We start from the raw sequence: 24,668 nt of genomic DNA on the forward strand, positions 1-24,668 counted from the left end.
GTGGTGGGGCAGGCCAGTAGTCCAGCAGCCTTGTCCTCTCTGGTCGAGGATCGTCACCTGATCGGGTCAGAAGCCGCGAGCTCCGGCGTCCGGCGGCCGTACGGTGGAACCCGGTGGCGAGAGGACGGCCGATGCGGAAGGTGACCTGCTCGATGGGTGTCTCGCTCGACGGGTACATCGTCGGGCCGGACGGTGGCTTCGGATGGACGGCTCCTGATGAGGAGGCCTTTCGCTTCTACACCGACGAGTTGCGCGAGGTCGGCGTCCATGTGATGGGGCGGCGGCTGTACGAGACGATGCTGTACTGGGAGACCGCCGACCAGGACCCGTCGCTCGACGACGCCATGCTCGAGTGGGCCGCCCTCTGGAAGCCGCTGCCCAAGGTGGTGTTCTCCAGGACGCTGACGGAGGTGCGGGGCCATGCCCGCCTTGCGGTCGGCGGACTGGCCGAGGAGATCGGGCGGTTGCGGGCGGAGCCGGGGGAGGGCGACATCGCGATCGGCGGCGCGACTCTCGCCGCCGGAGCGGCCGCGCTGGGGCTGATCGACGAGTACCGGCCCAGGGTCCACCCGGTGCTGGTCGGTGGCGGCGTTCCGTTCTTCGCCCGGGACGAGCGCCGGGTGGATCTCGAACTCGTCGAGACCCGCGTCCTCGGTTCGGGAGTCGTCTGCCTTCGCTATCGTGTGCCGCTCCGGTAGCCGACTCGCGGCGGAAGGCGGCAGCCCCCGTGCGTGTGCCGCGCGTGCCGGTGTCGGGGTGTTTCGCTTCGGTCCGGCTGCGAGGGGGCGGGGTGCGGGGAGGCCGATGCCGGTGGCGGCTCGGTGTGGCGGCAGGGCCGCTGACCCGCGCGGGGCGGCGTCATGGCTGAGCGGCAGCCCCCGTTGCGGTGCCGTGGCCTGTTGCGTCAACCGCTGGTGGACGCCCGGATGTCCAGGGCCCACTCGTGTGCGCGCACGGTGTCCCGGGGGGTGCGGTCGGCGAGGATGTCGCAGAGGAGGTCCGCGCAGGCCCGGCCGTATGCGGTGGGGCGGAGGTCGACGGCCGTGATGGGCGGGTTGCCGCTGCGGCAGGCCGTGCCGTCCACGCAGGACGCGACGAGGAAGTCCTCGCCCACCCTCCGGCCCAGGGAGGCGGCCGCGTGCACGACTCCTGGGGCGGCTCCGTCGGGTGCACAGATCACCGCGTCGGTGTCCGGGGCGGAGGCGAGGAGTGCGGCGGTGGCCTCCTCGGTCTCGCGGGCGGTCGCCGCGAAGGAGACCGTGCGGATCTCCACGGGCAGGCCCCGGGCGTGCCCCCACTGCCGCGCCGTGGCGTGCAGGGCGGCCGCCCAGGCCGAGGTGTCCGCGGGGGCCAGGAGGGCGGGGCGGCGGGCCCCGCGGTCGCGGACGTGGTCGAGGAGTGCGGCGAGGGACGCGGAGTTGTCGCACACGACCGCTCCGGTGGGAACCGGCGCGGGGCCGAGGTAGCGCTCGCCCGTGACCACGGGGACACCGGCGTCGAGCAGCGCGGGCACGGCCGGGTCGCCGACCTCGGGGTCGATGAGCAGCAGCCCGTCGACGCGTGAGGCCAAGGGGCCGTGGGTGCTGCCGGCCGGGGCGAGGAGGACCACGTCGAGGCCTTCCTCCTGGGCCCGCGCGACCACCCCGAAGGCCAGGTTCATGTAGTAGTCGAGCCGCGTGGCGGTCTGCGGCAGGTGCAGGCCGACGGCCCCGGTGCTGGCGCGACGCAGTCGGCGGGCGGCGCTGTTCGGGCGGTAGCCGAGCCGGTCCGCCACCTCCCTCACGTGCGCGCGGGTCGCCTCGGCGACGCGGCCGGAGCCCTGCAGGGCGTCGGAGACGGTGCTCTTGGAGACGCCCGAGGCGCGGGCGACGTCGAGGAGGGTCACGGGGCGGGCGGTCACGTCCGGAAGTCTAGACGTTCGAGCCGGGTCTTGCCGGAACGTTCCGGCAGTGGGTACATTCCCTTCTGCCGGAACGTTCCGGCAGGGCGTCGGCCCGTGCGGTCGTGCCGCGCGGTGTGGTGCCGCCGCCACCCGTCGGGCGGGGCGTCTGCCGCGACGCGCAGCCGTCGTCCTGACCGGTGCGCCGCCCCGGCCGTCGGCCGGAGGGGCGTGGGACCGGTCTGCCGTCCCGGCCCGGTCACCCCGTCCGGTCCGGTCGCCCTGCCCCAACCCGTCCGAGCCCGTCCGACGTCCTGAGCCTGTCCGAGCCGTCCCACCGGGCCGTCCCAAACCATCCCAAACCGTACCGAGCCGTCCCGTCGTCCCTCGTCCCCTGCGATCTCCTGGATGTCCCCATGCGTCTGATCACCGCGTACAACGCTCCGGCCTCTCCCGCCCGGACCCGTCCCGCCGGCCGCGCCCCGCTGCGCGTGGCCGCCGTACAGCAGCGCTGGCACAGCGACCCGGCCGAGCACCGGGCCGCCCTGCGCGAGGGCATCCGCCTCGCGGCCGCCGAGGGGGCGCGGGTGGTGTGCCTGCAGGAGCTGACGCTGTCGCCCTACTTCGCCGTCGTCCGCAAGGCCGACCACCCCGCGCCCGCCGCGCCCGAGGACCTGCTGACCGGCCCGACCTTCGCCTTCGCCGCCGAGGCCGCCCGCGAGTACGGGCTGTACGTCCACGCCTCGCTGTACGAGAAGGCCCTCGCCCCGGGCGGTGAGGACGACGGCCTCGGCTACAACACCGCGATCCTCGTCGCGCCCGACGGCACGCTCGCGCACCGCACCCGGAAGATGCACATCCCCGTCTCCGAGGGCTACTACGAGGACCACTGGTTCCGGCAGGGCCCGCCCGGCGACGAGGCCTTCGCCCCCGTCCGGGTCGACGAGGTGAGGATCGGGCTGCCGACCTGCTGGGACCAGTGGTTCCCGGAGCTGGCCCGCGCCTACTCCCTGGCCGGCGCCGACGTACTCGTCTATCCGACCGCGATCGGGTCCGAGCCGGGCCACCCCGGCTTCGACACCCAGCCGCTCTGGCAGAAGGTGATCACGGGCAACGCCATCGCGAACGCCACCTTCATGGTGGTGCCCAACCGCATCGGCGCCGAGAACGGCCTCGTCTTCTATGGCAGCTCGTTCATCGTCGACCCGTACGGCCGGGTCCTGGTCCAGGCCCCGCGCGACGAACCGGCCGTCCTCGTCGCGGACCTCGACGTGGACGCGCGCCGTGACTGGCTGGAACTCTTCCCGTTCCTGGCCACCCGCCGCCCCGACGCGTACGCCCCGCTCACCGTCACGGGCTGAGAGGTCACGGGCTGAGTCGTCATGGGCTGAGAGGTCACGGGGCGAAGCGTCGTGGGGTGAGACGTCGTGGGGTGAGACGTCGTGGCGTGGGCACGGGCGCGAACGTGCCCGCGCTCACCCCGGCCGGGACCGGCGCCCGCCGTCGCCCGGGTCAGCCGGCCGCCCGGAGTGCGGCGGCCGGCAGCGGGGTGAGGGAGGCGTACTCCAGCGGCGCGGACGGGTCGACCGAGAGCTCCAGCGGGGCGGGCTCGGCCCCGGAACGCACCAGGAGGTCGCCGACGGCCGCGATCATGGCGCCGTTGTCCGTGCACAACGTCATCGGCGGTACGCGCAGTTCGACCCCGGCGGCGGCGCAGCGCTGTTCGGCGAGGGCCCGTACACGGGAGTTGGCGGCCACGCCGCCGACCACGACCAGCGTCCCGACGCCGTACGCGCGGCAGGCGGCGAGCGCCTTGCGGGTCAGCACGTCGGCCACGGCCTCCTGGAGGGCGGCGGCCCCGTCGGCCACGGGGGGTTCCTCGCCGCGCAGCCGGTACCGCTCGACCCAGCGGGCGGCGGCCGTCTTCAGGCCGGAGAAGGAGAAGGCGTACGGGTCGTCGCCGGGCCGGGTGAGCGGGCGCGGGAAGGCGACCGCGCGGGGGTCGCCGGTCCGGGCCGCCCGGTCGACGGCGGGTCCGCCCGGGTACGGCAGGCCCAGGATGCGGGCCGCCTTGTCGAAGCACTCGCCGGCCGCGTCGTCCAGGGTGTCCCCGAGATGCAGGATCGGCTCGCGCACCAGATCGCGTACCAGGAGCAGGGAGGTGTGCCCGCCGGAGACGATCAGCACCACGCAGGGCTCGGGCAGCGGACCGTGCTCCAGGGTGTCGGCGGCGACATGCCCGGCGAGGTGGTGTACTCCGTACAGCGGGACTCCCGCCGCGTAGGCGAGGGACTTGGCGCCCGCGAGGCCGACCTGGAGCGCCCCCGCGAGGCCGGGCCCGGTGGTGACCGCCACGGCGTCGATCTGGCCCAGCCGCAGACCGGCCCGGTCGAGCGCCTCGCGGACGACCGGGGTGAAGGCGTGCAGGTGCGCGCGGGCCGCGATCTCGGGCACGACGCCGCCGAAGCGGGCGTGCTCGTCCATGCTCGACGCGACCACGTGTGCGAGGAGTCTGCCCTCCCGCACGATCCCCGCGCCGGTCTCGTCGCACGACGACTCGATTCCCAGGACCACCGGTCCGCCCATCACTCACTCCTTCTGCACTGTTCAAGCAACTGCAATATAGGTGCAGTAAGTTCTCCTGGCTGCCCGGGACCAGGGGTCCGGCGCCGGGCCCGCGGCCGGGCCGCCCGCGCCCCGGACTGCCGACCGGCTTCAGGGCCCGGCGAGGTGACGGTCTGTCGGAGTGAGCAGGGCACCGTCGGGACGGCCCGGGTGGCGCTCCGGTGCGGGTGCCGGGTGACCGGCGCTCGGGTGGGGTCGTCCGGGAGGCCGTGTGCGGAGGGGGTGATGACGCCAGCGGGCCGGCCGAGACCGGTCCGGAGGTTCACCGCCCCGAACTTGTCTGGACAACTTGCCGTCTTCGTTACCCGCACCGTCGCCCCCGGTTCACCCCCGGCTGCTGCGATGTGCGCATGGTTCCCCATCACCTTCGATCGAGGAGACCTGCGTGAATCTCGTAGTCAACGGCGACGCCGAGAGCGGGCCCGGAGGGTCCGCCGAACCCGTCGCGGACGTCGCCGGCTGGGATGTGCGGGAGGGCGCGCCGGCGCTCATCGCGTACACGCTCGGGGGCGGATACCCCGGGCCCGACGACGCCGGACCGCCGGCGCGGGGCAGCCGCTTCTTCTCCGGCGGCAACAGCCCTCGTACCGCGCTCGTCCAGGACGTCGCCCTGCCCGCACACGGAAGCACGGGCCGGCGGGCCGTCGACGCCGGGCAGGTCCGGTACACGCTGGCCGGATGGCTGGGCGGGTACGCCGGACAGGAGGACGGCGTCCGGCTGTCCGTGGAGTTCCGGGACGTCCGGGGGACGCCGGTCGCCCTCTCCGTGCTGGGCCCGGTGACGGCGGCCGAACGCCTGTCCCGTACCGCGCTGGTGGAGCGCACCGCGACCGCCACCGTGCCGCCCGGTGCGCGCACCGCGCGCGTGCTGCTGGTCTTCACCCGTACCGGCGGCACCTCCAACGACGGCTACGCCGACGCCGTATCGCTCACCCTGTCCGCGGGAGGACGCGCATGACCCGGCTCGACCGACGCGGACTGCTGAAGGCGGCCGGTGCCGCCGGAGCCCTGGGCGCCGTCTGGCCGCTGGCCGCGGGTCTGACGCCCGCCCAGGCCCTGGAGGCCGCCGAGGCCCTCGGCGCCGACTACGACCCGGCGCCCTTCACGCTGGGGGTGGCCTCCGGCGACCCGCAGCCCCACAGCGTTCTGCTGTGGACCCGGCTCGCGCCCGAGCCGCTGGCCGCCGAGCAGAACCTGCCCGAGATCGTCGAGGTCGACTGGGTCGTGGCCACCGACCGACGGCTGCGGCACGTCGTCGCGCGAGGAACCGCCCCCGCCTCCGCGACCCTCGGTCACAGCGTCCACGTCCCCGTGGGCGGGCTGCGCCCGGGAACCCGCTACTGGTACGCCTTCAGGGCGCTGGGCGGGCAGAGCCGGACCGGCCGTACCAGGACCGCACCGGCCGGCCCGGTGACCGCCGTGCGCTTCGCCGCCGCCAACTGCCAGGCCTTCCACGACGGCTTCTTCGCCGCCCACCGCGGCATCGCACGCGAGGACGTCGACTTCGTCGTCCACCTCGGCGACTACATCTACGAACACGGCCAGGTCGGCGGCGTCCCCGCCGACCACGTCCGCGACCACGAGGGCGCCGCGGTGTTCACGGTCGCCGACTACCGGCGCCGCCACGCGCTCTACAAGGGCGACCGCTCCCTGCGGGAGGCGCATGCCGCGCACCCCTGGTTCCTGACGTGGGACGACCACGAGGTCGCCAACGACTACTCCGGTACGGGCGGCGGGGCCCCCTTCATGCAGCGGCGGGCCGCCGCGTACCAGGCGTGGTACGAGAACATGCCGCACCGCGACACCGCCGGAGCCGCCTTCGCCCTCCCCGACCCCGAGATCCACCGGGTGCGCCGCTGGGGCGACCTGCTGGAGCTGACGGTGCTCGACCTGCGCTCGTACCGCTCGGCGCAGAACCTGTCCGACGGCACCATCCTCGGCGCCCCCCAGAAGGAGTGGCTGAAGCAGAACATCGACCGGGCTCCGGACGCCTGGCACGTCTGGGCCAACTCGATCATGCTCAGCCAGCTGCGCCGCAGCCCGGGGGGCCCGTACATGTTCACCGACCAGTGGGACGGCTTCCTCGCCGAACGCAAGGAGGTCCTCGGACATGTGCACCGCTCCGGCATGGAGGACCTGGTCGTCATCACCGGCGACTGGCACTCGGCCTTCGTCGATGACGTCCGGACCGACTTCGACGACGTCTCGTCGCCGGTCGTCGGTACGGAGTTCACCGCACACTCGGTGACGTCGGGCGCCTACTCGCCCGACTGGAACGAGCGGAACGGACCCGTGATGGGCGCGGCCAACCCGCACCTGAAGTACTTCGAGGGCAACCGCTACGGCTACGACGTCCACCACGTCACCCCGGAGCGCTTCAGCGCCCACCTGCGGGTCATCGGTGACCGGCGCGACCCTGACTCCCCGGTCACGACGCTGACCACGTTCCACGTGGACCGGGGCCGGGCCGGTTCCTACGAGGACCCCGCGACGAGGGACTCCCCGGCGCAGTACCGCCGCGACTGACCCCTGCGCCGGTCGCGCCCAGAGGACCGGCCCGGCCGGGCCGGTCGCTCCTTGGGGGCCGGCCGCGGCAGCCCGGACCGGGGCCGCCGGGCCCGCCGGGCGTCACAGGGTGCCGCCGGGCGTCGCGTGGCGCCCGGCGCACCGGCTCCGTTCCACGGGGACCGCCGTGCCTGATCCGCTCGTCGAGGCGCGGCAGTCCCCTGCCTACGACGACGGTGAGTACGCCCGCTGAGGGGCGAGTGCACCCCGAGCGCCGGCAGCGGCCACAGCCGAGTTCGCCCGGGCCCGCGAGGGCGGGGCCGACCCGCCGTCACCCGTGCGGCGCACGCGCCGGCCGGCCCGCCTCAGCGCATCGCGTCCCACTCCGGGCTGAGCGCGATCCGCCGCAGCTCCTGCAGGGTCAGCGCGGGAGTGTCGCGGCTCGGTTCGGCGTGCGCGGCACCGTTGTTGAAGGCGCTGATCACGACACGGAAGCCGTCGGCGCCGGGCCGCAGGGTGTCGACGGTCCACATCACGACTCCGGGCACACGGTCGTCGCCGGCGCCCCGACGCGTGGCGACCCGGGTACCGTCGGGGAGGGTCTCGCCGGAGCCGAACAACTCGTCCGCGACATCGGCCATGCCGTGCTGGACGTTGATCTGGACCAGGCTCCTGCCCTTGCCGTCGTCGACGACGACGTAGGCGTACTCGTCCTCCTGCCCGCCCCGGCCCACGACCTCCACGTCCCCGGGCAGCAGCGAGGCCAGCGTCTCACCGACGGAGCCGTCCGGTGCCGGCGAGGAGGCGGTCGGGGTCGTCGTGGTCTCCGGCGGCCCGGGCAGCGCGTCGACGACCGCGCGCCACCCCTCGGCGGTGACCACCTCCTTCAACCGGTCCAGGGACAGCGGCGGTTCGGCACGGCTGACCGGCTCGCCCTTCTGCGCGGGGGAGTTCCACTCGCTCACCGAGACGTGCTGTCCCGCCGCCGTGACCAGGTCCGCCGACCACCACTTGGTGTCGACCCGGCGGTCCGGGTACTCGTAGCCCTGGAAGAGCATCAGCACCGAGCCGTCCGGCAGCCGGCTGCTGGTGCAGCTGTCGTGCGGGACGAGCACCTTGTCGGGGCACCGGGTGGCCTCCCGCGCCTGCTCGCCGCCGGGCTCGACCCGGCTCAGGCCCAGCGCGATCGCGGCGCCGCCCCTGCCGTCGTCGTACACGAGCCCCGCGCTCGCGCCGAGCTCCTCCGCGGTCCCCCGCGCCTGCTCCTGGCTGAACTCGCCCTTTGGCAACAGGTCCTTGAGCATCCTGAGGATGTCGTTCCCCGAGTACTCCCCGGCGGGGGCGCCCGGCGAGCCGGAGGCGGTGTGGGAGGCGGACGGGGAGCCCGAGGGAGAGGCGGATCCGGGGGCGGAGACGGAGGCGGAGGCGGGGGAGGCCGGGCCGGCCGCCGTGGACGAGAACCGGGGGTCCGCGGCGTCTCCCGGGGCGAGCAGGAGAGCCCCGCCCACGCCGATGGCGGCGATCCCGGCCGCGCCGCCGAGCACGGCGACGCGCCGCCGGGCTCTCAGCTGCCGGCCGCGCCGCTGCCCGGCGGCGGCGAGGGCGGTCCGGTCGGCGTCGAAGCCTCCGCCGGCCTCCCGCAGGGCGGCGGCGAACCGGTCTTCGAAGGCGTCCTGGTGCTGGTGTTCGGGCATGGCGAACCACCGTTTCCGCTAGGTGTGACTGTGAGGGTCGAGGGAGGGGGCGGGGCGAGGGGGAGTGGCCGGGGGTGTGACGCGGAGGGGAGGAGAGGAGACAGGGCGGACCGGCTGCGGCGGCGTCGCAGCGGGGGAGGGGCTCAGGAGCTGACGTACTCCGTGAGGTCCTCGCCGAGCAGCTCGCGCAGCCGCCCGAGGGCCCGTACACACCGGGTGCGCACGGCCGCCGAACTGACGTTGAGCACATCGGCGGTCTGCTCGACCGACCGGTCCTCCCAGTACCGAAGGACGACGACGGCCCGGTCCCTGGCGGGCAGCCGCGCCAGCGCGGCCAGCAGGGTCAGCCGCAGCGAGGCGTCGCCGTGGCCGGCCGCGGGCAGGTCGGGAAGGACGTCCGTGGCCCGCTCCCCGCTGCTGCGCCGCCGCTGATGGGCGAGGAAGGCCCGGGTGAGCACGGTCTGCGCGTACCCGGCCGGGTTGCCGATCCGGGACATCCGTCCCCAGCGGACGTAGATCCGGCCCAGTGTCTCCTGTACGAGATCCTCCGCCAGGTGTGTGTCGCCGGCCGTGAGCAGACAGGCGGACCGGTAGAGATGCCCCGTCCGCGCCGCCGCGAACTCCGCGTACTCCTCGGCCCGGCCCTGTCTCATACGTCGGTCCCCCTGCTCAACTCTGTTCGTGCGCTGCGATGCCTACACCTCTCTGATGCGGTGGGCCCGCAGAAATGTTTCACACGAGTTCCCCGGCTCCCTGCCGCCCCCGTTCCGGGGCGCCCCCGCGCAGCGGCGGCGGCCGGGCGACCGTGGCCGTACCGCACGGGAGTCGCTCCGGCACCGCCGAGGGGCCGGCCGGGTCAAGGGGTCCGGGGCAGGCCGGGGCGACCGCCCGCTCAGGCCGGGCCGAGGTCCTCCGTCGCGGCGGACAGCGCCTTGGAGATCATGCGCGTGGCGAAGTCGCGGTCGTCGGTGATCCGGTTGATGTGCTCGGCGAGCAGCAGGGCGGTGGCCTCCAGGGGGTTCATCTCGTCCCTGGTCCAGTCGCCGTACTGCTGCCGCCACAGGCTGGGGCTCAGACCGGTGCCGGCCGCGACGACCAGACCGGTCATGGTGGGGATGACCTCCGGGCGGACGCTCCTGGGCATCAGGCGCATCGACGCCACGAAGCTGGGCACGACGTACTCGATGACGTCCCTGTCGTGGTCCTCGTAGGCCATGCGCAGCCACTGCATGAACATGTAGATGAGCGTGCACGCACCGTCCAGCAGGTCGTCGGCTCCGTCGGGGCCGATCGACGCGGTGAACTGGTCGTTGAGTTGGGCCTGTTCGGGATCGGTCTCGGACCTGCCGTCGTAGACGGCCTTGAGCTGAGAGTCGATCATCATCAGCGCGGCACCCACATCGCCGACGGGAGCGTACCGGGGGTCGCAGGGCGAGGGCACAGGATTCCTCCGCAGGGTGATCGTGGACGACGCGGCGTCTGTGACGGTAGCCCGGCGCGGAGGCCGCAGTCGGGCGATTCCCGCGGGAGGGTCCTGGGCCGACCCGGCCGGCCGGACGGGTGGCGACGGCCGTCACTTCACCGGTACCATCCGGCCCCCCTGCCGAGGGTGTTGGCCCCGCGCGGCCGGCCCGGCCCCGTCCGGGTCGGCCGCGGTGCCGGCCGCAGGAGTGCTCCCGCGGCCGGCATGCGGGAGTGCCCCGCCGGCCCGGTCAGCGGGCGTCGGGGAAGTTGTGCACGCCCCACCAGCCGGAGTCGTCGTGGTACATCCCCACACCGACCTCGGTGAACGAACTGCTGGTCTGGGACTTGTAGTGGCCCGGACTGTGACGCCACATGGCCTGGAACCTCTCGGCGGCCTCCTGGGCGGTCATCGTCTCGTCGCTCCACCGGACGATGTTCTCGCCGGTCAGGTACGGCCGCCCGTCACCAGGTGTTCCGTGTCCGAGCTGCCGGAGTGGCCGAAGCCGGAGGTGCGCAGGTGCCGCGCCCACATGCGGGCGAAGCCGCCGAGATCCGTGCGCAGCGTGAGTGGAGGCAGCCGGACGGTCGCCCGTTCGGCGTTGAGCGGCTGCAGTGGGCCGGGCGATGCCGAGCCGTCCCGCGGCGCAGGTCACGTGCCCGGACCCGGGAGGACGGCGCTGGGGCGACGCCCTGCGCTCGGTCGCCCCGGCGCGGCGGGCGCCTCCACGGTGCGGCCCGGGTGCGGCGGGGCGGGGCGGGGGTCAGCGGTGGCCGGGCTCGTGGTGGCCGGGCCCGTGGTGGGCGGCCGGGCCGGACCGGGTGACCGCACCGAGTGCCTCGGGCTGCCGGTCCTGCGCGGGCAGGGCGTGCAGCACCGGTCCGCCGAAGGAGCCGGCGCGGTCGACCAGCAGCGTGCGCAGACACCGCTCGGCGGACAGGTCGGCCGGGGTGAGGACGATCAGGCACTGCCCGGTCCCGTCGAGCGTGGCCAGCGTGTCGTAGTGGACGGTCATCTCGCCCGCGCAAGGGTGAGTGATCCGCTTGGTGCCGTGGGCGCGCTGGCGCACCGTGTGGTCGTCCCACCAGAGGGCGAACTCCGTTCCGGAGGACCGGAGTTCGTCGATGACCCCCAGCAGTCGCGGATCGTCGGGGTGATGGGCGAGCGTGGTCCGCAGCTGGCCCACGGTCTCGCGGGCCACCCGCGTCCAGTCGAGCTGCATCGCGCGCAGGCGGGGCGACAGGAACAGCATCCGCGCCAGGTTGTCCGCGTCGCCGGTGCCGAAGTCCTCGCCGAACAGTGCCTCCGCGGCGCTGTTGCGGGCCAGGACGTCGAGCCTGAAGTCGACGACGTAGGCGGGCAGGAGAGGCATTCCGTCCATCAGGACGCGCAGGGAACCGCTCACCGGCAGCTGCACGGGGCGGGTCGCGGGCGCCTCGCCGCGGGCGATCATGTGCAGGTGCCGGCGTTCGACGGGGGAGAGCCGCAGCGCCCCGGCGAGGGAGTCCAGTACCGCCGTGCCGGGTTCACCGGCCCGTCCCTGCTCCAGCCGCACGTACCACTCGACGCTCACGGCCGCCAGCTGGGCGACCTCCTGGCGCCGCAGCCCCGGTGTGCGGCGGCGGCCGAGGTCCGGCAGCCCCACGTCGCCCGGCCGCAGACGTGCCCGCATGGCCCGCAGGAACTGCGCCAGTTCCTCGTTGCGCTCTCTTCGACGATGCACCACGCCACATCATCGCCGCGCGGCGGGCCCGCTTGTCCACCGCGGGGGGTGGTACCGCGCGTACCAGCATCGGCAGGGCGTCCCGGCCTGCCCGCCCGTTCTCCGACCATGGGTCCGCCAGCCCCCGAGGTCCAGGAGGATCCGATGAAGAAGTCCCTGCGCACCGGCGTGGCGGCGGCCGTCGCCGTCGGCACCGTGCTCACGACCGTGACCGGATGCGAGGACACCGCGTCCACCGAGGCCGCGTCGTCCACCGAGGCCGCGTCGTCCACCGAGGCCGCGTCGTCCGCCGCTTCCGCCCCGGCCACCGGGTCCCCGACCGCCTCGCCGGGCTACGGATACTCACGGGTCCGCAGAGGCGTGCCCGACTCCGCCCGGCGCTTCACCGTGACCAGCCCGGACGTGCGCGACGGCGAGGCCCTCCCCGCCGACACCTGGGCCGACACGTTCGGCTGCACCGGCGACAACCGGCGGATCCGGCTGTCGTGGAGCGGCGCTCCGGAGACCACCCGCAGCTACGCGATCACGATGTTCGACCCGGACGCGCCCACGGGGGCCGGCTTCCGGCACTGGCTCGTCTGGGACATCCCCGCCGGCGAGTCCGGCGTGGACTCCCGCCTGCCGGACGGCGCCGTCGCGGGCACCGGGGACTCCGGCGACGCCGGCTACCTCGGGCCCTGCCCGCCGAGCGGTGACCTCACCCATCACTACGAGATCGCCGTGTACGCGCTCGACGTGCCCGAACTCGGTCTGCCGGCCTCCACGCCGCCGGCCGTCGCGGCCTTCACGATGTCCGGCCACATCATCGGGTACGCCCGGATCACGGGCACAGCCCGCCGCTGACCCCGGTCACCGGCCGGGTGGTCGTCGGCGACGCCGCCGGGGCCCGCACCCAAAGGGGCGCGGCGCCGTCACCGCCGGACAGCGGCCCGCCCCGCCCCGACCCCGCCGTGGCGGTCCGCTCCGTCGGGGAGAGCTGGCTGTCACGGGGCGAGGCCGCGGCGGCCGGCGGCAGGCCGGGCCGGCCCGTGTGCGAAACTGCGGGCGCAGCTGCCGCCTTCCGGCAGAACCCCCAGGACACCGGCGGCGCCCACCAGTGCCCCGGGACACCGAGAAGAAACCGACGAGGAGTCACGTGAGACGTCCCCTGCTTCCCGCGGCACTGGCACTGGCCGTACTCGTCCTGCCGGCCGTCAGCGGCTGTGACGGCGAGGCCGGCGCCACCCCCCGGAGCGCCGACGGCGGCCCGGCCGTCCCCGCCGAGGAGCCGGCCGCGACCGCGGTGCCCTCGGCGTCACCGGACAACGGGAAGGCATCCGCCGAGGCGGAGGACACCCCCGAGGCGGAGGACACCCCCGAGTACGACCCGGACGCGGACGCCGCGGCGGACATCGCGGCCGCCCTGAAGGCGGCGAAGCAGGACGGCCGTCCGGTGCTCGTCGACTTCGGCGCCGACTGGTGCCTGGACTGCCGTGTCCTGAGCACCCTGTTCGAAGAGCCCGGACCGTCCGCACTGCTGGCCGGGTACCACCTGGTGAAGGTGGACGTGGGCGAGTTCGACCGCAACCTCGACGTGGCCGAGCGCTACGTCGACCTGCGCACCAGCGGCATACCCGCCCTGGCCGTCCTGGACCCCGCGTCCGGGCGGGTCGAGGTGGCCACCAACGGGGGCGAGTTCGCCGGGGCCCGGACGATGTCGGCCGCTGACGTCGAGGAGTTCCTGAAGCGATGGCAGTAGCCGTCCGGTTCCGGTCCCGCCGCGCAGGGACCGGTCGCGCACTCGTGGCGGCCGCCGCTGCCGCACTCGCCGGATGCGCGGGCCCGGCGGAGAGCGGGGCCACGGCGGCCGCCGACCCGTTCTCGGCCGGCGGGGTGGCGGTGAGGGTGTGGGCGGAGCCCCGCGACGGCGGTCTGCGGGTCCTGGCGGAACTGCGGCCGGAGGAGAAGGGGTTTCACCTCTACAGCCTCGGCCTCCCGGACGGCGGCGTCGACGGGATCGGCATACCGACCCGCATCCGCGTCGAGGGCGGTCTGCGGGCCACCGGACCGGCCACCGCCGACGCGGAGCCGAGGGTGCTGCGCCCGGCCGGTCTCGACGCCAGGGTTCCGGTCTACGAGGACGGGCCGGTCACTCTGGAACTGCCCGCCGGCCGGGTCGAGGGCGTCGACGGCGCACAGGTGTTCCTCACGTACGGGGCGTGCAGCGAGACCGCCGGCTGCCTGCCGCCCGTGCGCGACCGCGAGGTGACGCTGCCGCTGGGCACGCAGACCTGAGGCCTTGTGGACCCCGCCGGGAACGCCGGCCGTGAGGCGTCGCAGGCGGCGGTACGGTGCCCGGATCGGCCGGGGTGGAACCGCGGCCCGCGCGGGTGCCGCGGAGGCTCCGGTCGACGACCTCCGCGGCCCGCTCCGGCATGCCCTCCGTCCGCGGGTGCACCCGCTCGAAGCCGGTGACGTCGGTGTGGGGGTCCGCACCGGTCTGCGCCTCACGGGCGGCGACTCACCTCCCGCACTCCGTCCGGGAACCGGAACAGCACCGCCCGGCTGCCCTGCCCGGGGCGTTCGTCGGTGAGCGAGATCCGCAGGTCCCGGTCGAGGGACGCCACCTGCCGGAGGCCTTCGGCCAGCACGGGGAAGGAGTACCGCGTCGTCTCGAAGATCCCGGTGTCGGGCCGGAAGGCGATGGTCGTCCCGCTTCCGGTCGCTGGGCCCACAGTGGCGGGCGGGCCGACCGCGACACCGCGCGCGTACTCCTGGACCCGGCGGGTTCCGCCGTACCGCACCTGAGCCGTCAGCCGGCTCGACAGGGCGTTGACGACGGCGAGTCCCGCACCGGAACGGCTCAGGGCAGCTCTGAGCGGGCCGTCGGGCTCGACTCCGGCGTAGAGGGTGGTCAGCTCCGCTTCGAGGCCCGGGGCGCCGAGAGCCCCCGTGGCCTCGAAGGGACCTCCCGGCCCGTCGTCGGCGACGCGCACGCCGCCGTCCGGCGTGAGGGTGACCTCCACGGAGCCGCCGCTGCCGAGGAGGGCCTGCTTCACCCCCCGCTCGGCGACCGCGAACACCAGTTCGTGGAGCCCGCGTTCGCCGAGCGAGCCGACCCACATCCCCGGCCGCGTCCGAACGGCCTCCAGCCCCTCCAGCACCTCGATGCGGGCAGCGTCGTACCTCATGTCCCGCCCGTTCACAAAAGCCTCTTGCACAAGCCCCTCCCACAAGCCCCTCGCACAAGCCCTTCCCGCAGCGCCCGGCGGACCGCCCAAGCCTAGGCGGAATCAGGGAGAATGCCAGGTCACAGCCGTCTTCTCAAAGCCTTGGACCGGCGGGTGAGGGACTGTCGGGGCGTGGTCGGCACCGGGCTGCCCCCGCGTGCCCGGAGCGGGTCCAGGCACCCGCTGAAGCCGTTCGCGCGCCCGTTCCGGATGGCCCTCAGGTCTCTGATTCCCTTGCTGGGCGGGTCCTCTGTGCCGGTGAGGGTGATCCTCGGGACGTCCCTGCGCGCCGGCTCGCTCAGGCCTCCGGGCCGGTGCCCCCGCGCGTGCGCCGACGGCGTCGGAGCAGCAGTGCCGCGAGGAGCAGGACCGCGAAGCATCCAAAGAGCACGGCCGGACCGGCGGAGTCCACCGCCTCGGCGACGGTCCGCTGGATGCCGGCGGCCGCCTCGACGAGGGGGTCCGTCGTGGCCGGGTCGTCCTGGACGCGGATCTCGTACCAGCCGTAGGAGGCGACGTACCCGCCGGCCAGGAGGAGCAGGCCGCCGCCGAGCCGCGGGGCGATCCGGCCGAGGCGGCGGAGCCGGGTGACGGCGGTGCTGCGCGTGAGGGCGACGGTCAGCGAGGCCGCGCCGACGATCAGGCCCATTCCGGCGGCGTAGGCCCCGAACAGGGCCACACCCTCACCGGTGGAACCGCTGCGGAACGCGGAGACGACGATGGCGAGGAACGGGGCGATGGTGCAGCCGAGCGAGGCGGTGGCGTACGCCATGCCGAACAGCACCATCGAGGGCACCGAGCGGGTGAGGGCCGGGGCGCGGCGCAGCCCCGGCGCCGGGGACGGCAACCGGCGGCCCGCCAGCAGCCAGGCCCCGGCAGCGGTGATGACCAGGCCGAAGGCGATCGTGAACCAGGGCAGGTGCTGCTGGAGGCGGCCGGCCACGGGCTGGACGACGAGGCCGAAGACGCCGAAGAAGACGGCGAATCCGGCGGTCATGGCGGCGGTGGCGGCGAGCGCCCGGCCGACGCCGACGGTACGGCTGGGCGTGCGGTCGCCCAGCACGAGCAGCGACAGATAGGCGGGGAGCAGGGCGAAGCCGCACGGGTTGACGGCGGCGAGCATTCCGGCGCCGAGCGCGAGAGCGAGGGGGAGGCCGGCCATGGCGGAGTCACCCGGTGAGGGCGGCGACCTTGTCCGCGAGCCCCGCTCCGCCGAGGAGAACGCCCCGGTAGACGGTCTTGCCACCGGCGTCGAGGAGTACGTAGTAGCTCTGCCGGGTGACCTCGAACCGCTTCCACACCTCGCCGTTCTCGTCGGACAGATGGGGGAAGGAACCGGTGCCCGTGTCGGAGACGAAGGCGCTCATGGCGGTGTTGTCGTCCAGCCCCGCGACGCCGACCACGTCGACCCGGCCCCGGAAGCCGGCGGCGACCCTGGCGGTCTCGGCGGCCTGCCCCCTGCAGGTGGGGCACCACGGTGCCCAGAGCCACAGCACCGTGGGCCTGCCCGCGAGCGACTTCGCGTCGAACGGCCTGCCGTCCACGGTGGTGGCGGTGAAGTCCAGCGTCTCGGGCACCGTCGCCCCTCGCGAACCGCTGCCGCCGTCCTGGGAGCCGGCCGGCGAACCGGCCGGGGCGGACGCCTTCGACGGTGCGCCGCCCGCGTCGACGGCGGACGCGGAGCCGTCGTCCGAGCCGCAGGCGGTCAGAGCGAGGAGGGCGGCGGCGAGGGCGGCCGGGAGGAGGGTGCGAGGGCGCAACGAGGGCTCCTGTAGGTCGTGACTGGTGGTGAGGGTAGCCGTGGCGGGCGGGGAGAGCGGCGGGCCGGAGCCTTACGGTTGCATGACGTCCGCCGGAGCGGCTCGGCACGAAGAAGGCACGACCCCGCTGATCGCGTCCGTCCGTGGTCGTCCGCGTCCGTCCGCGGCCGTCCGCGGTCGTCCGGCCCGCGCAGCCTTCTCGCGGGAGGGGCCCGCCGGCGTGCCGGGTCCGCTCCGCCGTGTCCGGTTGCCGGAGACGGGCCGGGATGGGTTCATGGACCTGTCGCCCCGGAACGGCCCGCCGGACGCCCGCCGTGCGCCCGCCGGACGCCCGCCGGACGCACGGCGGCGGACCGCACGGTGTGCGCTCCGCGCACCGCCGGCCCGGGGACCCGGAGCGGCAGGTGACCGGCACGCCGACGAGAGCGAGAAGGGCCATGGCGTTCGACGAGGGACTGGCGGAACGCGTCCGCGCATCGCTCGGTACGGACCCCGGCATCACGGAGAAGCGGATGTTCGGCGGGCTGGCGTTCCTGCACGAGGGCAACATGGCGGTCGGGGTGATCGGGGACGAGCTGATGGTCCGAGTGGGCCCCGACGCCACCGAGACCGCCCTCGCACGGCCCGGAGCAAGGCCCTTCGACTTCACCGGGCGCCCGATGCGGGGCTGGGTCGTGGTGGCCGCGTCCGCCGTGGCCGAGGACGACGCCCTGGCCGACTGGGTGGGCCGGGGGTACGCCTTCGCCGCGAGTCTGCCGCCCAAGCCGCCCGGCGGACGGCACGCTCCCTGACCCACGGCCCCGCTACCGAGGCCTGCGCTCGGCGATGAGCAGCCCGTAGCCGAGAGCTCCGTCCGCGACCGCCGCCCGGGCGGCCGCCAGCACGGCGGGGGCGGCCCCGACGTCGAGACCGGCGGCGGACAGCCGGTCCGGAGCCGTCATACGCAGCAGGTTCAGCCTGGCCTCGATCCGGTCGGTCATCCGCAGCACCGCCCCGTCGTGTCGCTCGGTACGCACCGTGCGCAGGCCCGCACCGGCCAGGATGCCGGCGTACTCCCCGAGCGGCCGGGCGTCGGCGACGCAGGCGATCCGGGCGCCGAGGCCGGTGAGTCCGGCGGGCAGACGGGCGGGGTCGGCCGTGACGTCGGTGACGCCGAGGCGGCCGCCCGGCCGCAGGACGCGGGCGAACTCGGCCGCCGCGCGCGCCTTGTCGGGGAAGGTGCACAGCGCGCACTCGCACACCACGGCGTCGAAGACGGCATCGGCGTACGGCAGCCGTTCCGCGTCCCCGGCGGCGAACCGCACCCGGCCGGCCAGGCCGGCCGCCCGCGCGGCGTCCCGGGCGAGGGCGGAGTGCGCCGGCGCGTAGTCCACCCCGTCGACGACGGCGCCGTAGGCGTCGGCCAGCAGCAGGGCGGTGGTGCCGCGGCCCGAGGCCACGTCCAGCACCCGCGCCGCGGGCGGCAGGCCGAGTCCGTCCGCGAGGCGGCGGGTCAGCGCCGCGCCCCCCGGATGGTACGACTCCCCGAGCAGCAGGACGGCGACGTCGGAGGAGTACGCGGCGGCGCAGCACGCCTTCAGCTCCTCACCGCCGGGCGACCCCGTCATGACCCTGGTTCTCCTTCCCGGCCGGGGACGCCGGCGGTCTTCGAACCGTACGGAGTCGTCGTCAGGCGGCCGGCGAGCGGCACGGCGTTCGGGGCGACCGGGGCGACGGGAGTGCCGGACAGCTGCGCGCGGACCTGCTCGCGGTAGCCGACCGAGTTGTACGCGCAGAAGGGGATGAGGCGTCCGTCGGGGGTGATCTCCTCCACGCAGCACTTCATCAACTGTCTGACGTTGAGGGTGTAGGGGTCCTGGAAGTCCTGTACGACGATCATGAACGCCCTGTCGGCGAGGTCCTTCACCGCCTCAGGCAGGTCGATGCCGCAGGCTCCGGCGCAGTCCAGGGCCTCGGCGGTGGCCCGCAGCTTCTCCTCGGTGGTGGCGGTGCCCATGAACGCGGAGGCCGACCACAGTTTCTCCAGCGCCTCGCGGACCGCGGGGTCCGGCATGACGCGGTTGGTGACGTAGTCGAGGTGGTCCTCGACGTTCAGCAGGCGCGGGACGGGGACGACGGTGCGGTCGCCCGGCTCGCCGTCGACCAGGCAGTAGGTGACGGAGCGGCAGGCCGGGAAGCAGCAGGGCACGGGGAAGAAGTCGCCCTTGGCGAACCACCGGGGGCGCTGGGCGCTGAGCAGCCGGATCACGTCGGGGTTGGTGAGCCGCTGCAGGGGGTCGAACGGTACGTGCCGGCCCGAGTGGGTGACCGGCTGGAACGCCACCGCACGCACGGCGGGGTGGTCGATCCCGAACTCGGTGATCGCCCCCAGCTCGTGCTCGTTCAGCCCGCGCTCCACGGCGGCGACCAGGGTGACGGTCAGTCCGTGCTCCGCGCAGTTGTCCAGCGCCCGCTGCTTGAACGAGCGCAGGTCACGTCCCCGGAGCACCAGGTGCGTCCGTTCGTCGAAACCGTCGAACTGGAGGTAGACGTTGACCGACCTGCCGTGCCGCCGGTTGCGCCGGCCGAGTTCGGCGACGAAGCGGTGGTCGGTGGCCAGGCGGATGCCGTTGGTGTTGAGGGTGACGTTCCTGATCGGGCGGGCCTGGGCGAGGTCGACGAAGTCCAGGATGTGCCGGTGGATGGTGGGCTCCCCGCCGGAGAACATCACCACCTCCGCCTCGCCCTCGCCGGCCACGAAGGCGTCGAGCATGCGTGCGCACTGCTCGCGTGTGAGGGAGTAGCCGTCACCGTGGTGGCCCGAGTCGGCGAAGCAGACCGGGCAGTCCAGGTTGCAGCCGGTGTTGACCTCGATGATGCCCAGGCAGGCGTGCTGCTTGTGCTCCGGGCACAGCCCGCAGTCGCTGGGGCAGCCGTCCCGCACCTCGGTCTGGAAGGCGAGGGGAAGGGTGCCGGGCTTGTTGAACCGGGCCGAGCCCAGGTACTCCTCCGCGTCCCCGTAGACCAGGGCCTCGAACTCGCCGTGCTCGCGACACCTCTTGCGCAGATAGACCTTGCCGTCGCGGATGTTGACCTGCGCGTCGACGGACGCCTTGCACAGGGGACAGACGGACCTGGTGAACTCCACGAACACCTCGTCGCGGTCCGTCCTGCCCCGGGGCGCGGGCGCCCCGGTCTCGCGGGCCTCTTCCATCAGGGAACCTCCCTCTCGCTCAGCCGCGCGCCGCGCGCCGCTCGGCCTCTCGCCGGACGGCGGCCAGCGTGGCGGCGACGGCCGCCTCCCAGCGGGGCGCGACCACCCCGCCCCACCAGCGGCCGAGGCCCCACAGGTCGGTGCCCAGCTCGCCGCGGTACATCAGGCGCGTACCCGTCGGCTCCTCCGTGAGTTCGAACGTCTCGGTGACCGCCGGCACCGGACCGCGCACCAGACGGAACTCGACCCGCTCCGGCCGCACGAACCGCACCGTCTCCACCGTCGTCGCCGTCAGCCGCCCGCCCGCGACAGGGGTGCGGTGCGCCGCGAGCACCAGGTCGCTGCCCCGCTCCAGCACGGTGACCTTCTCGCGCACCGCCCGGGTCGTCCGGCCCAGGTAGGGTTCGGCGATCACCTCGAAGACCGTCTCGCGCGGTGCCGCGACGTCGACGCCGCGCGGCCCCAGCGGGCGCGTCCGCCGGCCCGCCCCGAGATCCGCCGTCACGGCTCCGGTCACCACCCCCAGAGCACCCGCCGCCGTGCACACGCCTGCCGCGGCCGCCGCCGTGAGCGCACCGATCCGCACCATCGCCGCCACCTCTCCACCCGTCCGTCCCGGTCTCCCGACGACTCTCCCCCTGTCTCTACCGTCTTCCCCCTGTCTCTCCTACGAGGCGGGGCCGGGCCGTCGCACATGGCCGCGGGCGCGCTCCCCCCACCCCCGGCGCGCCGGGCCTACCCTGAGAGGCATCCCCGCGGAGGAGAACGGAGGAGCGTGGAGTCGCTCTCAAGGACCACCGACAGCCGGGCCGCCACGAACGCGCTGCTCGCCGGGTTGCGTGAGCACGGCCGCGGTCCGGGCACCGTCGCGCGCTTCCTCGCACGCGCCGCGCACCGGTCGCTGCGCCAGGCCGTCCGCCGCCCCCGCGCCCTGACCGAGCTCACCGCCCTGCACGGACTGCTGTACGCGTGCGCGGCCGGCCGACGGCCCGGGCGGCGCTGGGTGGCCGCCGGCTGGGGTCTCGCCGCCTTGCACCTGGGGCTGCTGGAGCATCGCACCCGCCTCACCTCCGCGGACGTCGTGACGCTGGTGCGCGCGAACCTTCCCGCCCTGCCCGGCGGGGCCGGCCGGGCCGCCGGAGTCCTGGCGGTCGGTCTGGACGTGACCGACGGGCGCCTGGCCCGCCGGCAGGGCACGACGACCCCCTTCGGCGACTACGCCGACACCCTCGCCGACGCCGCGTTCTGGACGTGGTTCACCCTGCGCCACGAGCCCCGCCGCGCCGTCCGGGTCGCGGCCGTCGCCGCCTGGGTGCTGCCCGTCGTCGCCGTCACCGGCCTCGCGCTCCACCGCGGCGCCATGCCCGAACGGCCCCGCCCGGCGTGGCTGCGTCCGGCCGCCGCCCTCCAGATCGTCCTCGCCGCACGGCACGCCGTCCGCCGCCGCTGACCGGCAGGGACGCCGCCGGCGCTCGGCCCGCTCTCCGCCCCTGGCCTGTCAACTGCCGCTGCACCAAAGGGGGATGGGGCCGCCGGTGCCGTCCGGCGGACGGATCCGCGACTCTTACGTGAGTGTGACGCCCCGCCGGTACGGCTTGTCCCGGCGGGGCGGCGGCTTGTGGACTGCGTTGCGTTGCCGTCAGGCAGCCGGACGCGCCGACGCGCGGTCCGATCCCGGGCGAGAAGGGTGCGCGGCTGTGAGTCAGCAGATATGCAGCGGAACCGCGGGAGCGGCGGAGCAGCGGGTCGGGGAGGCCGGCGAGCGGGTGGCCCGCGCCGGGCGGGCGCCGGCTCCACGGGCGCTGCCCGCCTTCGGCCGGGGCCCCGCCGTCGGCCTCACCTGCGACCAGGTCCACCGGGCGATAGCGGCCCGGGCGGCCCTCCGGCCGGACTCGGTGGCGGCCGAACACCTCGGGGAGTCCATCACCTACGGGGAGCTGGAACGCCAGGCCGACCGCCTGGCCTCGGTGCTGGCGGGCGCCGGAGTCGGTCCCGGCCAGTACGTGCCGCTGTTCACCAGCAGGGGCATCCCCCTGCTGGTCGGACTGCTGGCCGTGCTGAAGACGGGAGCCGCCTACGTACCGCAGGACGTACGGGTCTGCCCGGCCGGACAGCTGCGGCACATCATCGCGGTGACCCGGGCCCGCGTGGTGCTGACGACGGCGGAGCACGCCCACCTGGTCCCGGCCGCCGACGGTGTGCGGGTGACGGCCGTCGACACCGTGATGGCCCGGCCCGCCGACGGGGACGGCCCGCCGTTCGTCCCCGTCCGGCCCGCGAGCGGGGACGACGCCTGCTACGTCCTGTTCACCTCCGGCACCACGGGCACGCCGAACGGCGTCGTGGTGACGCACCGCAACGTGTGCAACCTGCTGCTGACCGAACCGGGCGACCTGGGCATGGGACCGGGCACCAGGGTGGCGCAGATCCTCAGCATCGCCTTCGACATGGCCGCCTGGGAGATCCTCGGCGCCCTCACCCACGGGGCGACCCTGGTCATCCGCGGCAAGGACATCGCGGCAGCGGTCCGCCGGGCCGACGTGGTCATCTCCACGCCCACCATCCTCAGCGACATCGACCCGGCGTCCTGTCCCTCGGTCAAGGTCGTCGCCGTGGCGGGGGAGCCCTGCCCGCGGGCCCTCGCCGACCGCTGGGCCGACCACTGCGCCTTCTACAACTCCTGCGGCCCCACCGAGACCACCATCGTCAACACCATGCAGCGGCACCGCCGCCGCGCCCCGCGACTCACCATCGGCCGGCCGACCCCCAACAACACCGTGTACGTGCTCGACGAGCGCCTGCGCCCCGTACCGGCCGGCGAGACCGGCGAGATGTGGGCCGGCGGCGACGGTGTGTCCGCCGGATACCTCGGGGACCCGGCCCTCACCCGGGAGCGGTACCTGCCGGACCCGTTCCTCGGGCCCGGCCGCCTGATGTTCCGCACCCGCGACCTGGGCCGCTGGACCGCGGACGGCGAACTGGAGATCCTCGGCCGCACCGACGACCAGGTGAAGGTCCGCGGATTCCGCGTCGAACTCGACGCCGTCTCCGCCGTCCTGGAGGCGCTGCCCGGATGCCGGCGCGCCGCCACGCTGAAGGTCGACGACCGCACGCTGGTGTCCTTCGCCGCGGGGACCGGACTCGATCCCGAGGCCGCCCGCCGGGCCGTGGCCCGCGCGCTGCCGTACTACTGCGTACCGGAGACGGTCCGGGTCCTGGCCGACCTGCCCCGCACCAGCCGCGGAAAGATCGACAAGGCGGCGCTCCTGCACCTGGCCGAGCACCGGGTCCCGGAGACCGGACGATGAGCGCGCCGCAGCCGCAGGTCCTGCCGCAGGACGTCCGCCTGCCCCCGCCCGCCCCGCTCGTCCGCCGGATCTGGAAGCACCCCCGGCTGATGCACCACAACCGGCTGGCGGCCCTGGTCGTGGCGGCCGACCTGGTGGTGCTCGGCGTCCTGCACGCCCGGGGCGCGGTGGACGCGCACACCCTGGGACGCCTGGCGCTGACCGACTTCACCCTCGCGGTCCTGGTCCGCCAGCAGTACGTGATCAACCTGCTGTTCCGGATCGCCGTCGCCGCGCCCCTGCACTGGCCGCTCAGGATCCGCTGGACCCTCGGCAAGGTCTACCACTTCGGAGGTCTGCACGTCGGGGGCGCCCTGGCCGGCACCGTGCTGTTCCTCGCCCAGACCGCCGCCCTGACGGCCGAAGGCGCCCCGGCGGCGGTACTGGCGGTCTCGTATCTGCTGGTCGCCCTGCTGGCCGTCGTCGTGGTGATCGCCCTGCCGCCGGTACGGGCCCGCCGCCACGACCTGTTCGAGCGGACCCACCGGTTCGGCGGATGGGCGGCCCTCGCGCTGTTCTGGGCCCAGTCGTTGCTGTCGCTGCGGGCGGCGGGCCGGTCCCCGCTGACCGATCCGGCCGTCTGGCTGCTCGCCGTGGTCACGTTCAGTGTCGCCCTGCCCTGGCTGCGGCTGCGCCGGGTCCCGGTGCGGATCGAACGGCCCTCCGGGCACGTGGCCATCGCCCACTTCGACCACGGTGAGACGCCGTTCGCCGGCTCCTCGACGGCCATCAGCCGCAGCCCGCTGACCGAGTGGCACTCCTTCGCCAACGTACCCGCGCCCGGCCGGCGGGGGTTCCGGCTGACAGTGTCCCGGGCGGGCGACTGGACCGGCGCCTTCATCGACGACCTGCCCTCCCACGTCTGGGTCAAGGGCATCACCACCGCGGGTGTCGCCAACATCGAGACCCTGTTCCGCAAGGTCGTCTACGTCGCGACCGGCAGCGGGATCGGGCCGTGCCTGCCCCATCTGCTCGCCGCCGAGGTGCCCTCCCTCCTGGTGTGGGCGACCCGCAGTCCCCGGGCGACGTACGGTGACGCGCTGGTCGACGAGATCCTCACCGCCCAGCCCGACGCGGTCGTCTGGGACACCTCCGAGCACGGCAAGCCGGACATGGTGCGCCTGGCCTACGCGGCCTACCGCGACTTCGGCGCCGAAGCCGTGATCTGCATCTCCAACAAGAAGCTGACCTGGCAGGTCGTCCACGGCCTGGAACGGCTCGGCATCCCCGCCTACGGCGCCATCTGGGACTCCTGAGAGGAACCGCACGGA

25 protein-coding genes are annotated in these 24,668 nt (G+C 74.6%); 11 read left to right on the forward strand and 14 right to left on the reverse strand.

Translation table 11 applies throughout. The features are described 5' to 3' along the window. Window positions 1-131: 131 nt before the first annotated feature. Window positions 132-698 carry a dihydrofolate reductase family protein gene (locus AC5K6T_RS14540; RefSeq protein WP_493209024.1) on the forward strand — a complete coding sequence of 189 codons (567 nt, stop codon included), beginning with the start codon at window positions 132-134 and terminating at the stop codon, window positions 696-698. A 206-nt stretch (window positions 699-904) separates the two neighbouring features. Here the strand turns inward: AC5K6T_RS14540 and AC5K6T_RS14545 are convergent, their stop codons facing one another. Next, a complete protein-coding gene (locus AC5K6T_RS14545) occupies window positions 905-1,900 on the reverse strand; it encodes a LacI family DNA-binding transcriptional regulator (RefSeq protein WP_493209025.1) in 996 nt (331 codons plus the stop codon). A gap of 395 nt (window positions 1,901-2,295) precedes the next feature. Here AC5K6T_RS14545 and AC5K6T_RS14550 point away from each other — a divergent pair, with 395 nt between their 5' ends. Next, complete coding sequence (locus AC5K6T_RS14550; RefSeq protein ID WP_493209027.1) at window positions 2,296-3,240, forward strand: nitrilase-related carbon-nitrogen hydrolase; 945 nt, start codon at window positions 2,296-2,298, stop codon at window positions 3,238-3,240. A gap of 151 nt (window positions 3,241-3,391) precedes the next feature. On the opposite strand, the gene tsaD is transcribed toward AC5K6T_RS14550, so the two are convergent. Beyond that, window positions 3,392-4,465 carry a tRNA (adenosine(37)-N6)-threonylcarbamoyltransferase complex transferase subunit TsaD gene (gene tsaD / locus AC5K6T_RS14555; RefSeq protein ID WP_493209029.1) on the reverse strand — a complete coding sequence of 358 codons (1,074 nt, stop codon included), beginning with the start codon at window positions 4,463-4,465 and terminating at the stop codon, window positions 3,392-3,394. Between the two features lie 424 nt (window positions 4,466-4,889). Between tsaD and AC5K6T_RS14560 the strand changes: the two genes are divergently transcribed. Both AC5K6T_RS14560 and AC5K6T_RS14565 read left to right on the forward strand, forming a co-directional pair. Then, window positions 4,890-5,462 carry a phosphoesterase gene (locus tag AC5K6T_RS14560; protein ID WP_493209031.1) on the forward strand — a complete coding sequence of 191 codons (573 nt, stop codon included), beginning with the start codon at window positions 4,890-4,892 and terminating at the stop codon, window positions 5,460-5,462. After that, a complete protein-coding gene (locus AC5K6T_RS14565; protein ID WP_493209033.1) occupies window positions 5,459-7,030 on the forward strand; it encodes an alkaline phosphatase D family protein in 1,572 nt (523 codons plus the stop codon). The genes AC5K6T_RS14560 and AC5K6T_RS14565 overlap by 4 nt, the downstream gene beginning before the upstream one ends. A gap of 344 nt (window positions 7,031-7,374) precedes the next feature. Here AC5K6T_RS14565 and AC5K6T_RS14570 read toward each other — a convergent pair whose 3' ends face one another. The 6 genes from AC5K6T_RS14570 to AC5K6T_RS14595 all read right to left on the reverse strand — a co-directional run bounded on the left by AC5K6T_RS14570 (window position 7,375) and on the right by AC5K6T_RS14595 (window position 11,888). After that, window positions 7,375-8,703 (reverse strand): hypothetical protein, encoded by a 1,329-nt coding sequence (locus AC5K6T_RS14570; RefSeq protein WP_493209035.1) that lies wholly within the window; start codon window positions 8,701-8,703, stop codon window positions 7,375-7,377. 143 nt (window positions 8,704-8,846) lie between these two features. Next, entirely contained in the window at window positions 8,847-9,356 is a 510-nt protein-coding gene (locus tag AC5K6T_RS14575; RefSeq protein ID WP_493209036.1) for a SigE family RNA polymerase sigma factor, read from the reverse strand. Window positions 9,357-9,595: 239 nt separating this feature from the next. Beyond that, window positions 9,596-10,144, reverse strand: a complete 549-nt coding sequence (locus AC5K6T_RS14580; RefSeq protein ID WP_493209038.1) for a hypothetical protein — start codon at window positions 10,142-10,144, stop codon at window positions 9,596-9,598. 271 nt (window positions 10,145-10,415) lie between these two features. Beyond that, complete coding sequence (locus AC5K6T_RS14585) at window positions 10,416-10,577, reverse strand: hypothetical protein (protein WP_493209040.1); 162 nt, start codon at window positions 10,575-10,577, stop codon at window positions 10,416-10,418. Between the two features lie 35 nt (window positions 10,578-10,612). Then, window positions 10,613-10,780, reverse strand: coding sequence for a CAP domain-containing protein (locus AC5K6T_RS14590; protein ID WP_493209363.1), 168 nt, complete (start codon window positions 10,778-10,780; stop codon window positions 10,613-10,615). Window positions 10,781-10,928: 148 nt separating this feature from the next. Further along, window positions 10,929-11,888 (reverse strand): helix-turn-helix transcriptional regulator, encoded by a 960-nt coding sequence (locus AC5K6T_RS14595; protein ID WP_493209042.1) that lies wholly within the window; start codon window positions 11,886-11,888, stop codon window positions 10,929-10,931. A gap of 144 nt (window positions 11,889-12,032) precedes the next feature. Between AC5K6T_RS14595 and AC5K6T_RS14600 the strand changes: the two genes are divergently transcribed. The 3 genes from AC5K6T_RS14600 to AC5K6T_RS14610 all read left to right on the forward strand — a co-directional run bounded on the left by AC5K6T_RS14600 (window position 12,033) and on the right by AC5K6T_RS14610 (window position 14,162). Further along, window positions 12,033-12,731 (forward strand): YbhB/YbcL family Raf kinase inhibitor-like protein, encoded by a 699-nt coding sequence (locus tag AC5K6T_RS14600; protein ID WP_493209043.1) that lies wholly within the window; start codon window positions 12,033-12,035, stop codon window positions 12,729-12,731. Between the two features lie 292 nt (window positions 12,732-13,023). Next, window positions 13,024-13,626: a thioredoxin family protein gene (locus AC5K6T_RS14605; RefSeq protein ID WP_493209045.1), complete on the forward strand. Its 603-nt coding sequence runs from the start codon at window positions 13,024-13,026 to the stop codon at window positions 13,624-13,626. Then, complete coding sequence (locus AC5K6T_RS14610) at window positions 13,617-14,162, forward strand: hypothetical protein (RefSeq protein WP_493209047.1); 546 nt, start codon at window positions 13,617-13,619, stop codon at window positions 14,160-14,162. The genes AC5K6T_RS14605 and AC5K6T_RS14610 overlap by 10 nt, the downstream gene beginning before the upstream one ends. Before the next feature lie 212 nt (window positions 14,163-14,374). Here the strand turns inward: AC5K6T_RS14610 and AC5K6T_RS14615 are convergent, their stop codons facing one another. The 3 genes from AC5K6T_RS14615 to AC5K6T_RS14625 all read right to left on the reverse strand — a co-directional run bounded on the left by AC5K6T_RS14615 (window position 14,375) and on the right by AC5K6T_RS14625 (window position 16,857). Then, entirely contained in the window at window positions 14,375-15,058 is a 684-nt protein-coding gene (locus AC5K6T_RS14615; RefSeq protein ID WP_493209048.1) for a hypothetical protein, read from the reverse strand. Between the two features lie 337 nt (window positions 15,059-15,395). Next, window positions 15,396-16,259 (reverse strand): cytochrome c biogenesis CcdA family protein, encoded by an 864-nt coding sequence (locus AC5K6T_RS14620; RefSeq protein WP_493209049.1) that lies wholly within the window; start codon window positions 16,257-16,259, stop codon window positions 15,396-15,398. A 7-nt stretch (window positions 16,260-16,266) separates the two neighbouring features. Further along, complete coding sequence (locus AC5K6T_RS14625) at window positions 16,267-16,857, reverse strand: redoxin family protein (protein WP_493209051.1); 591 nt, start codon at window positions 16,855-16,857, stop codon at window positions 16,267-16,269. Window positions 16,858-17,294: 437 nt separating this feature from the next. Here AC5K6T_RS14625 and AC5K6T_RS14630 point away from each other — a divergent pair, with 437 nt between their 5' ends. Continuing rightward, window positions 17,295-17,648, forward strand: coding sequence for a TfoX/Sxy family protein (locus AC5K6T_RS14630; RefSeq protein WP_493209053.1), 354 nt, complete (start codon window positions 17,295-17,297; stop codon window positions 17,646-17,648). A gap of 12 nt (window positions 17,649-17,660) precedes the next feature. On the opposite strand, the gene AC5K6T_RS14635 is transcribed toward AC5K6T_RS14630, so the two are convergent. Genes AC5K6T_RS14635 through AC5K6T_RS14645 form a run of 3 tightly spaced genes read right to left on the reverse strand, consistent with a single transcriptional unit; the run spans window position 17,661 to window position 20,639 of the window. Then, on the reverse strand, window positions 17,661-18,464 hold the full coding sequence (locus AC5K6T_RS14635; RefSeq protein ID WP_493209055.1) for a class I SAM-dependent methyltransferase: 804 nt from the start codon (window positions 18,462-18,464) through the stop codon (window positions 17,661-17,663). Further along, entirely contained in the window at window positions 18,461-20,050 is a 1,590-nt protein-coding gene (locus tag AC5K6T_RS14640; RefSeq protein ID WP_493209056.1) for a radical SAM protein, read from the reverse strand. Before AC5K6T_RS14640 ends, AC5K6T_RS14635 begins: the two co-directional genes overlap by 4 nt. Window positions 20,051-20,069: 19 nt before the next feature. Then, on the reverse strand, window positions 20,070-20,639 hold the full coding sequence (locus tag AC5K6T_RS14645; protein WP_493209059.1) for an SRPBCC family protein: 570 nt from the start codon (window positions 20,637-20,639) through the stop codon (window positions 20,070-20,072). Between the two features lie 186 nt (window positions 20,640-20,825). On the opposite strand from AC5K6T_RS14645, the gene AC5K6T_RS14650 reads away from it, so the two are divergent. From AC5K6T_RS14650 to AC5K6T_RS14660, 3 genes are all read left to right on the forward strand, one after another. Beyond that, window positions 20,826-21,500 carry a CDP-alcohol phosphatidyltransferase family protein gene (locus AC5K6T_RS14650; RefSeq protein ID WP_493209061.1) on the forward strand — a complete coding sequence of 225 codons (675 nt, stop codon included), beginning with the start codon at window positions 20,826-20,828 and terminating at the stop codon, window positions 21,498-21,500. A 316-nt stretch (window positions 21,501-21,816) separates the two neighbouring features. Further along, the gene (locus AC5K6T_RS14655) at window positions 21,817-23,358 is read left to right on the forward strand and encodes an amino acid adenylation domain-containing protein (RefSeq protein ID WP_493209364.1); all 1,542 of its coding nucleotides are present in this window, start codon (window positions 21,817-21,819) and stop codon (window positions 23,356-23,358) included. Then, window positions 23,355-24,653, forward strand: coding sequence for a ferredoxin reductase domain-containing protein (locus AC5K6T_RS14660; RefSeq protein WP_493209062.1), 1,299 nt, complete (start codon window positions 23,355-23,357; stop codon window positions 24,651-24,653). The genes AC5K6T_RS14655 and AC5K6T_RS14660 overlap by 4 nt, the downstream gene beginning before the upstream one ends. The last annotated feature ends 15 nt before the right edge of the window (window positions 24,654-24,668 follow it).

Source organism: Streptomyces sp. B8-7 (genome assembly GCF_058833805.1).

Coding starts and splice junctions, on each gene's coding strand:
- AC5K6T_RS14540 (WP_493209024.1), top strand. CDS start 132: ATGCGGAAGGTGACCTGCTCGATGGGTGTCTCGCTCGACGGGTACATC.
- AC5K6T_RS14550 (WP_493209027.1), top strand. CDS start 2,296: ATGCGTCTGATCACCGCGTACAACGCTCCGGCCTCTCCCGCCCGGACC.
- tsaD (WP_493209029.1), bottom strand. CDS start 4,465: ATGGGCGGACCGGTGGTCCTGGGAATCGAGTCGTCGTGCGACGAGACC.
- AC5K6T_RS14565 (WP_493209033.1), top strand. CDS start 5,459: ATGACCCGGCTCGACCGACGCGGACTGCTGAAGGCGGCCGGTGCCGCC.
- AC5K6T_RS14570 (WP_493209035.1), bottom strand. CDS start 8,703: ATGCCCGAACACCAGCACCAGGACGCCTTCGAAGACCGGTTCGCCGCC.
- AC5K6T_RS14575 (WP_493209036.1), bottom strand. CDS start 9,356: ATGAGACAGGGCCGGGCCGAGGAGTACGCGGAGTTCGCGGCGGCGCGG.
- AC5K6T_RS14585 (WP_493209040.1), bottom strand. CDS start 10,577: ATGACCGCCCAGGAGGCCGCCGAGAGGTTCCAGGCCATGTGGCGTCAC.
- AC5K6T_RS14600 (WP_493209043.1), top strand. CDS start 12,033: ATGAAGAAGTCCCTGCGCACCGGCGTGGCGGCGGCCGTCGCCGTCGGC.
- AC5K6T_RS14610 (WP_493209047.1), top strand. CDS start 13,617: ATGGCAGTAGCCGTCCGGTTCCGGTCCCGCCGCGCAGGGACCGGTCGC.
- AC5K6T_RS14615 (WP_493209048.1), bottom strand. CDS start 15,058: ATGAGGTACGACGCTGCCCGCATCGAGGTGCTGGAGGGGCTGGAGGCC.
- AC5K6T_RS14620 (WP_493209049.1), bottom strand. CDS start 16,259: ATGGCCGGCCTCCCCCTCGCTCTCGCGCTCGGCGCCGGAATGCTCGCC.
- AC5K6T_RS14630 (WP_493209053.1), top strand. CDS start 17,295: ATGGCGTTCGACGAGGGACTGGCGGAACGCGTCCGCGCATCGCTCGGT.
- AC5K6T_RS14635 (WP_493209055.1), bottom strand. CDS start 18,464: ATGACGGGGTCGCCCGGCGGTGAGGAGCTGAAGGCGTGCTGCGCCGCC.
- AC5K6T_RS14640 (WP_493209056.1), bottom strand. CDS start 20,050: ATGGAAGAGGCCCGCGAGACCGGGGCGCCCGCGCCCCGGGGCAGGACG.
- AC5K6T_RS14645 (WP_493209059.1), bottom strand. CDS start 20,639: ATGGTGCGGATCGGTGCGCTCACGGCGGCGGCCGCGGCAGGCGTGTGC.
- AC5K6T_RS14660 (WP_493209062.1), top strand. CDS start 23,355: ATGAGCGCGCCGCAGCCGCAGGTCCTGCCGCAGGACGTCCGCCTGCCC.